Below are 8572 nucleotides of genomic sequence, written 5' to 3'. Positions count from 1 at the left end.
ACTTGAACGGCTTAATTGGTAATCAGCGAAGACCTGCATGAGTATCATTACTCACTACAGAAGTGACATGCTCCCAATATTTTTTTATTGTCTCATCTTAAAATCGGAGGCTTTAAACCTCGATTCTCCATCCTGTCCCACAGAACCCATTCTTGATTCTGGGTTCTGAATTGTGAATTTTTCTTTGGTAAGGTGCGCCGAAGAGCACCCTACGTTAACTTTCCAAACGCGCATTACTGGAACTTGTAAGGTGCGGCGCATAGCACTTTACTTGTCTACTTTTCTGGTCGCTGAATAATTGTTTCAACTACCCGCCGCTTGACTTTTGGATCGATACCAATCAGCCGCACGTATTCGCCGCCGTGTTCCGCCAAACAAGTTTCTAAAGATGCAACCACATCTTTTTCCTGTGCACTGTTAATCGTCGCGCAACTTTGCCAAGAACCAGTCTTAAATCTGCGATTATCGGCATATTCCATGCCAATTTTGCAGCCTCTTGCTAACAACTGCTTTACTTGTTCCAATACCTCGGAACTCAGCCGCGCCGCATGACCGTTACCACCTTCAGAACTTGGCTCAACGTAAGCCTTATAATATTTGGATGACGGGTCGTTTAATTCACTTTGCGTTGGCGCAGCAGCAGCAGGGGCATTGGGGGTTCCTTGAACGTTAAACAGCCGCGATTGGTTGTATTCATCTACTAAGCGCATTTCCTTAATCCGCTTTTGTTGACCCACCATCAAACTGCCCATTTCTAATAAATGAGCTAGGCTGAAATTCGGGTTATGGAAATCTGGCGCTGCTTCCAAAGTGTTTACCAAACGCTTGGAAACTCGCTCGATTCCTACTTTGTGAATGAATTCGCGGATTTGTTCGTCATAAATGCGCGATCGCAAAGCACTAAAAAAGTCGATCGCCTGATCTGCAAAATTATCGACTAACGCCACAATATCGGTTTTTGACAATTTGTCGGACTCAAAAATTCCCCCGACAATGCCAATTTTATCATCCCGGCTGGGTTCCCAATAAAACTTTTCCATCCGCCCGTCGCGAATCAGCGGCGCGTACAGCGTAGAAAAATCATTTCCCGTGACAATAATCGGCACTCGGTGCAGCGGCGTGCTGTCATAACTTCCCGGTAACTGCACGTTAGTTGGATTGTCAGCAATATTCATCAGAGTCGCATTGACCATCTGAGTATTGACAGTATATTGAGTAGTAGTATCAAACCTGCCAGCACCAGCATCCAAATCGTTAATAAAGATGGCGCACATCTCGCCCCGCACCCTAATTTGCTCCGCCGCTTCCCGGTAGCGCAAGCGAATTAAACGCGCAGGATCTCCTGCATCCGGGCTTTCTAATTCCCCACCAGATATCATCACCGGTTCAAAGCCCATTCGCCGAAAAACCAGCTCGGTTTGAAAAGTTTTGCCTTCTCCTTTACGGCCGTGAATTCCCAAAATTAGGGGAACTCTTACCCCTGGCAAATTTAAAAAGTTCTTAGTGACGTGCACCGCAACTTTATCGAGAAAGTTAGGAGAAATGTAATAACTCATCAGTAGATTTGTGAGGGATTAATTGTTGTTACTGTTATGATTTTATGACAAAACTAACAGCCTGCACCGCTAACCTGGATTTTTACCGTACAATCGAGGTCTGTATATTATGTGTTAAGGAGCGATTCGTGAGTCCAGAAACCTTACTAAAAGAACCAAGCGTGCAAGCCGAAGCCAGTCCCTTCAGTTCTGAGAGCTTCGACAGCTATGTAATGACAACTTACGGGCGTTTTGCGATCGCCCTAGAACGGGGCCTCGGCTGCCGCGTTTGGGATACCGAAGGCCGCGAATATCTCGATTTTGTGGCCGGTATTGCTACCTGCACTCTGGGACACGCCCACCCGGCAATGGTTGCAGCGGTAACTAAGCAAATTCAGACCCTGCACCACGTTTCTAACCTTTATTACATCCCCGTACAGGGCGAGCTGGCGAAGTGGCTTGTAGACCATTCTTGCGCGGACAGAGCCTTCTTTTGCAACTCCGGCGCCGAAGCTAATGAAGCGGCAATTAAACTCGCCCGCAAATACGCCCACGAAAAATTAAATATCTCGAATCCGACAATCATTACCGCCGTTGCGAGTTTCCACGGCCGGACTTTGGCGACAATTACGGCCACGGGACAGCCTAAATACCAGAAGGGTTTTAGCCCCTTGGTGCCGGGATTTCACTATGTGCCCTACAACGATATTAGTGCGATCGAAACGGCGATCGAGCAACTCGACAAAGACGAACGCCAAGTAGCTGCAATTATGCTGGAAGCGCTGCAAGGCGAAGGCGGAGTTCGCCCCGGAGATATCGCCTACTTCCAGCGCATTCGGGAAATTTGCGACGAAAAAGGCATTTTGCTCATTCTCGACGAAGTGCAAGTCGGGATGGGACGCAGCGGCAAATACTGGGGCTACGAAAACCTCGGCATTGAACCGGATATCTTTACGTCTGCCAAAGGATTGGGCGGCGGTATCCCGATCGGCGCTATGCTGTGCAAATCTGCCTGCGATGTATTTGAACCGGGAAGTCACGCCAGCACATTCGGCGGCAATCCTTTTGCTTGCGCTGTAGCTTTGTGCGTTTGCCAAACTTTAGAACGGGAAAACCTTCTAGAAAACGTGCAGCAGCGCGGGGAACAGTTGAAAGCAGGGCTCAACAAGTTGGCGGCCGAATATCCCCATTTAATTGCCGAAGTGCGCGGCTGGGGTTTGATTGTCGGGATGGAATTGCAAGCTGATATCGAACTTACATCCGCTGATATCGTCAAATCTGCGATCGCCGCAGGAGTTTTGTTGGTTCCTGCAGGGCCGAAAGTGCTGAGGTTTGTCCCGCCGCTGATTGTCACTTCCGCTGAAGTCGATCGAGCTCTGCAGGCAGTGGAGTCAGCCTTGCGTTCTCAAGCGGTACAGTAAACTCTACTGAGTTGATTTTTGTTAGCTGTAGCGCTGAAAGTCGCGCCATATCCTAGATAACTCACTTAGTCCAGGACACACTCTTCCTCAGAAACCGGGTTTCTTTCGAGATGTCTCGTTACTAAACCCAAGAGTTTCGCAGAAACCCGGTTTCTTAGCCTAAGTCCCATAAGGGTAAAAGTAAACCCGTCCCGCTGCAAGTCTGTCGGGGCGGGTTTGTCAAGTTTAGAAACGCCTGTGAAACCTGCCGCCACAGGGTGATGGCGCGTTTAACCGCAATTTTACTAGGCACGCGCAAAATCATACTATTAGCGATCGTAGGTGCTAGTTTCGCCATAGTGTGTCTGTTGGGACTTGTCAATCCTGGTTTAACTATTTCGGGCCCTTGCCACTAAACCGAGTACCGTTATAGTGGGAAGGGCAGGTGAGGACGATTGCATCCTCAAGTAATTTTGCGTATCGCTTTCAAGAGAGAAAATATGTAATCCTCGTCACAAAATTTTTTCGTAATGCTTTGATCATCAACTGTATATTGTGAGAGAATAGAAGAACCAAGGAGGTGATGTTGATTGCTACACGAGGCTATCCAAGTTCGTTTGTATCCTACCCAAAATCAACAAATACAAGTAGCTTCAACTTTTGGGTGTGCGCGTTGGTGGTCTAATTATGGTCTAAATAAATCAATTGAAGTTTATAAAAAAACTGGTAAAGGACTTGGCTGCTTCGGGTTCAACACACTTTTACCGACTCTCAAAAAATTAGATAAAAGTGGAGGGTTAGGTGAGTTTTACAGCAAAGTTTTGCAATTTACTACGCTCAAATTAACCACTAACTACAAATTTTTTTGGGGTCGATTTACGGGGCTTTATAACTTCCCATCTCAAGATAAAAAACAGTCATTTCATTATACTCAAAACGTTAAACTTGTAGCGGGTAGTAGGATTTTCCGGTATAGGGAAATTACTCAACCCCAAATAAATAAATATAGCTTAAATGAGGGTAAAATTCATAATTCAATTATTAGTAAAAAATATTCAGGGAAATATCTTGCATCTATACTGACTGAAATTAAAGCTGAGAACCAGACAACAAAAGAAGGTAGGATGGCGGGCATTGATTTAGGAGTGAAATACTTTGCTATTGTCCCCGATGATGAAAAAGTATCTAAATATGACTTTAATGCTAAGCATTTTGCCAAGCACGAGAAGAACTTGAAGCGCAAGCAGCAAAAGTTAACAGACGAGCAGAAAAAAAGTAATTCTGAATACAAATCTAGAAAAGCTGTGGCCAAGGTATGCGAACGGTTTAGGAATTCGTGGCAATATTTTCTACATAAACTTAGTTATAAGTTGGCCGGCGAGGCGATCGCGGTCATAGTAGAAAAATTTAATTTATGGGACATGATTCGCAACTCCAATTTTGCGAAAGCAATATCAGATGAGGTTTTGGGAAGTTTTACCAACTTTTTAGCCTACAAGTTGGAACGCAAAGGCGGGAACTTAGTTGAGATGGATAGATGGTTTTTCAGTTCCAAACTCTGTTCTAATTGTTTCCATCAAATGACCGAGATGCCATTAGATATGAGGAAAGGGACTTGTCTTCACTGTGCTACCGATCGCGATCGGGAGGGGAACGCAGCGATAAAGATGAAAGCAGAAGGTATCAAAATACTAAAGGCGGAAGGTTCAGCCGTTTCGGCTTTAGGATGCGAGGTAAGACCAAAGCTGGGACGAAAGTCTCCGCTAAGGCACTCGCCTATGAGTACAGAAGCCCCTACTATATTCGGTACTACGATTTAGGGGTGGGTAGTTCACTTGGTTGCAGGGAAGCAGCGCTCCTATGGTTAATAGTTTGGCGGAATGCACGATGGACGAACAGCGTCGCAAAACTGATGTTAATATGCTCCAAGCGCTGCTGGAAAATCCTGGGGACTCAGGAATAGATTTGATTTTGAGGACGAACCCAAAGTCGATCGACTTTGGGTTCGTGCAAACGCTTTATGTGGAAGAAGTGGCACTGACGCGAGAAAGCTTGCTGAAAGCTGCAAAATTTTTCCAAAGGGCGATCGCACCCTTAGAATCTGCAAAGGGCAATTCTAAATTGCCCGCAACCGGGGCAGCATATCTGGCATTTTTAGCAGAAGTATTGCAGGCAGTGGCGCGCAGCGCTGATTCGCAGCACCTGTACTCGCTGCTGAGAAACAATTTAGATAAACTCGACCAGAATTTTGCACAACTGCTGCGCTGCTGGGCAAATTTGGTGTTTTCTGCTGCCAAAGAATCCGAGAGAAGGCGGATTGCAGCCCTGATCGGCAATCTGAGCAACAAAATTGGGCGGTTTCCCCTCGGCAGCAAGGCTAATAACTTGGAAATCGAAATTGCAGGTTACGAAACAGTTGCGAAGGTGTTTACCCGCAAAGACTTTCCCCAAGAATGGGCGGTGATGCAAAACAATCTGGGCAACGCTTACACCGATCGCCCCAGAGGTGATAAGGCTCAAAATATCGAACAGGCGATGGCTTGCTTTGAAAATGCCCTACAAGTACGCACGCCCGAACAGTACCCGGAACAGTGGGCGACGCTGCAAAATAATCTGGGCAACGCTTACAGCGAGCGTCTCAGGGGAGATCCGGCAGACAATCTAGAACACGCGATCGCCTGCTTTGAAAATGCCCTGCGAGTTCGCAGTCGCGAGACTTTCGGGCAAGAGTGGGCGAGCACTCAAAACAATCTCGGCCGTGCTTACAGCCGTCGGCTGCGGGGCAACCGAGCCCAAAATCTGGAACTGGCCGTCGCTTGCTACCACAATGCTTTGCAAGTCTACAACCGCAAAGTGTTTCCCCGGCGTTGGGCCACAACTCAAAATAATTTGGCAAATGCTTACTGCGAGTTGCTGCAGGGCAACCGAGCTGAAAATCTCGAATACGCGGTTACCTGCTATCAGAGAGCTTTGCAGGTGCGGACTCGGGAAGCTTTTCCGCAGCAGTGGGCGACGACTCAAAGGAATTTGGGCCGGGTGTTTGTCGATCGCATCAAAGGCGATCCGGTGGAAAATGTGGAAATGGCGCTCGCCTGCTATCAAAATGCTTTACAAGTCTACACCCGCATCAAATTTCCCGAAGCCTGGGCTTCGATCCAAACTTACCTCGGTAGGATATACAGTCGGCGGGTGAAAGGGGAAAAAGCCGAAAATATGGAAATGGCGATCGCCTGCTATCAAAATGCTTTGCTATTTTGCAACCGCCAAAAAACTCCCGAACGCTGGGCAATGCTGTGTGCCTACCTCGGCCGCGCTTTCTGCGAACACGTGAAAGGGGAAAAAAACCGCAACCTCAAAAGCGCGATCGCCTGCTATCAAAATGCGGCCGAAGTCTACACCAGGCAGGCCTATCCCAACCGCTGGGCAATGCTGCAAATTTACCTCGGCAGGGCTTATTCGCAACTGACGGAGGCGGAAAATTTGTCCCACATGGAAAGCGCGATCGGCTGCTATCACAGCGCCTGTCAAGTCTACACTCGCGAAACCTATCCCCACCGCTGGGCTGAAATTTTATTTTATTTGGGTCAAGCTTACCGAGTTCGAGGCGACTTGCTTCGCGCCTACGGGGTTTTTACTGCTGCGGTCGATACTGTTGAATTCTTGCGTTGCGAAGTTGGGGTTGATACAGTCGATTTTGGCGATCAGACGAGTACCGCAAAAGTCAAATTAACCCGCACCTGGGCTGGACTCTATAAATGCCTGGTGCAAGTTTGCCTGGAACTCGGCGCCAGCCAACCTGAATATTACGCTAAGGCTCTGGAATACGCCGAACGCCACAAAAATCGGAATTTGGTAGAACTGCTGGTTAAATGCCACTTGACTCCGAAAGCCGAAATTCCCGCAGCGGTGCGAAGCGAGTTGGAGTCGCTGCAACTGGAAATAGCGGGGGAACAGCGGCACCAAGAAGAGGGAGAAGCTGAACCGAACACGACCTTGATTTCTGAGGGCGATAGCCAAGGTTTGAACAGCGGTTCTCTGCTGCCGAACTCGGACTTCATGCACTTAAATCAATTGTGGAAGCAGTTTGATAGGTTGATTGCGCGGGAGGTGCAGGCAAACGACCCTTTCTTCAGCCTAGCTCACAAAGTTGAACCGATCGCTTTCGAGCAAATTCGCCAATTGTTGCCTGATGACAATTGCGCTGCTGTGGTGTGGGCGAGTTTGGGGGAGTTGCTAGTTGCTTTTGTGGTGGTAAAGAGTGCACAATATCCCACCGTTCACCTGTGTTCGTCGGAAAATGCTTTGGCTGCCGAAAGTTGGGGCCAGGAGTACCTCACCGCTTATTCTGAACAAAAAGGTCGCTGGATCAATCATCTCTCAGCTCGCCTCAAACGCTTGGCTACGATGCTGGAAATCGATCGAGTGGTGGCGCTGATTCCCGATAATTGCGATCGGCTGATTTTTGTGCCGCACCGATTTCTGCACGCTTTGCCACTCCACGCTTTGCCTTTGGCGGGGAGAGACGGGTTTGAGGACGGTGGGGGAATTTTTAGGTCTGGGTGGAGCGATCGCAGCGGTTTTGATGTGGAAACCTACAGCCTTTCGGATTTTTCTCAAAGTTCGTCTTTTGGGGACGTTGCAGCGCCTGCTGCTTATTTGATCGATCGATTTGCCGGAGGAATTCGCTATGCTCCTAGCTGTCAGCTATTGCTGTTGAGACAAAGTGCACACGGAGCGACTATTGGTCGGTACAGACCCGGTTTGCAGGAGCTTTTGGCAATTCCAACTTTCACCAGAGATGCGTTCTACAGCAACATTGAAATCGGCAATATTTCCCAGTATTTTGCCAGTACACAAGTTGTGCGCCATAAGCCGGCAATTAAAGAGGCTTTTTCCCAAGAAATGTCTGCTAATAATGGGAATTTGCCCCAGCAAATAGGGCAGTTGCAGCAGATAAAATGCGCTCACTTTGCTTGTTTGAGTTTGCTTAATTTGGCTTGGCCACTGAAATCGGCAGTGTTTTTGAGGAATGATTCTCTGAGTTTGGAGGAAATTTTTAATCTGGATTTTCGGCAATATTTTTTAGTTACTTTATCGGGTTGCGAAATTGCCGCTGGCGGAGTTAGCGGTGCTGGAGGAGATTTTGTGGGTTTGTCGGCGGGTTTGTTGTATGCTGGCACGTCTAGTGTGGTTAGCAGTCTTTGGAAGGTGAATGATGTTTCTACGCTGCTGCTTACGAGCAAGTTTTATGAAAATCTGGGACGGTTTTCTCGGTTGCAGGTGGGAGATGTGGCGATCGCGCTGGGGGACGCTCAAAGGTGGCTGCGGGATTTGACTAGCGAGGAATTGGAGGTATTGCTGGCGGATTTTCAACCTCAAATTTCGCAAATGTTCGATCGGCTTTCTCAAAGTTCTCGCCTGATTGCGGAGGCTTCTTTGCAGCAAATTCGCAACCGCAAACCCTATCCTTTTGCTAATCCTTATTATTGGGCGGCTTTTACTGCGGCTGGGGTTTAGTGATTAGTCATTAGTCATCAGTCAACAGTCATCAGTCATATCGTGTCCGGTCGATCAACCATGATATAATCAGGAGGAACACCACCCCCATCAAATAAAAAATGCCAAAACGAATTACGA

5 protein-coding genes are annotated in these 8572 nt (G+C 47.7%); 3 read left to right on the top strand and 2 right to left on the bottom strand.

Annotated features, from left to right (window positions below; genetic code table 11):
* Positions 1 to 275: 275 nt before the first annotated feature.
* Complete coding sequence (locus QUA04_RS27835) at positions 276 to 1556, bottom strand: ribulose bisphosphate carboxylase small subunit (protein WP_333263497.1); 1281 nt, start codon at positions 1554 to 1556, stop codon at positions 276 to 278.
* Positions 1557 to 1684: 128 nt separating this feature from the next.
* On the opposite strand from QUA04_RS27835, the gene QUA04_RS27830 reads away from it, so the two are divergent.
* The gene (locus QUA04_RS27830; RefSeq protein ID WP_333263494.1) at positions 1685 to 2956 is read left to right on the top strand and encodes an aspartate aminotransferase family protein; all 1272 of its coding nucleotides are present in this window, start codon (positions 1685 to 1687) and stop codon (positions 2954 to 2956) included.
* A 154-nt stretch (positions 2957 to 3110) separates the two neighbouring features.
* Here QUA04_RS27830 and QUA04_RS27825 read toward each other — a convergent pair whose 3' ends face one another.
* Positions 3111 to 3293 (bottom strand): hypothetical protein, encoded by a 183-nt coding sequence (locus QUA04_RS27825; RefSeq protein ID WP_333263492.1) that lies wholly within the window; start codon positions 3291 to 3293, stop codon positions 3111 to 3113.
* A gap of 232 nt (positions 3294 to 3525) precedes the next feature.
* On the opposite strand from QUA04_RS27825, the gene QUA04_RS27820 reads away from it, so the two are divergent.
* The gene (locus QUA04_RS27820) at positions 3526 to 4755 is read left to right on the top strand and encodes a transposase (protein ID WP_333263489.1); all 1230 of its coding nucleotides are present in this window, start codon (positions 3526 to 3528) and stop codon (positions 4753 to 4755) included.
* 40 nt (positions 4756 to 4795) lie between these two features.
* The gene (locus QUA04_RS27815; RefSeq protein WP_333263486.1) at positions 4796 to 8452 is read left to right on the top strand and encodes a CHAT domain-containing protein; all 3657 of its coding nucleotides are present in this window, start codon (positions 4796 to 4798) and stop codon (positions 8450 to 8452) included.
* Positions 8453 to 8572 lie beyond the last annotated feature (120 nt).

Source organism: Microcoleus sp. S13_C5 (assembly GCF_036700845.1).
Classification (GTDB): domain Bacteria; phylum Cyanobacteriota; class Cyanobacteriia; order Cyanobacteriales; family Microcoleaceae; genus Microcoleus.
Note: the sequence above shows the minus strand (reverse complement) of the source record. Positions and strands in the feature narration are given on the sequence as shown.

Excerpts from the sequence above, each read along its gene's own strand:
- QUA04_RS27835 (WP_333263497.1), bottom strand. The coding sequence starts at position 1,556 with ATGAGTTATTACATTTCTCCTAACTTTCTCGATAAAGTTGCGGTGCAC.
- QUA04_RS27825 (WP_333263492.1), bottom strand. The coding sequence starts at position 3,293 with ATGGCGAAACTAGCACCTACGATCGCTAATAGTATGATTTTGCGCGTG.
- QUA04_RS27815 (WP_333263486.1), top strand. The coding sequence starts at position 4,796 with ATGGTTAATAGTTTGGCGGAATGCACGATGGACGAACAGCGTCGCAAA.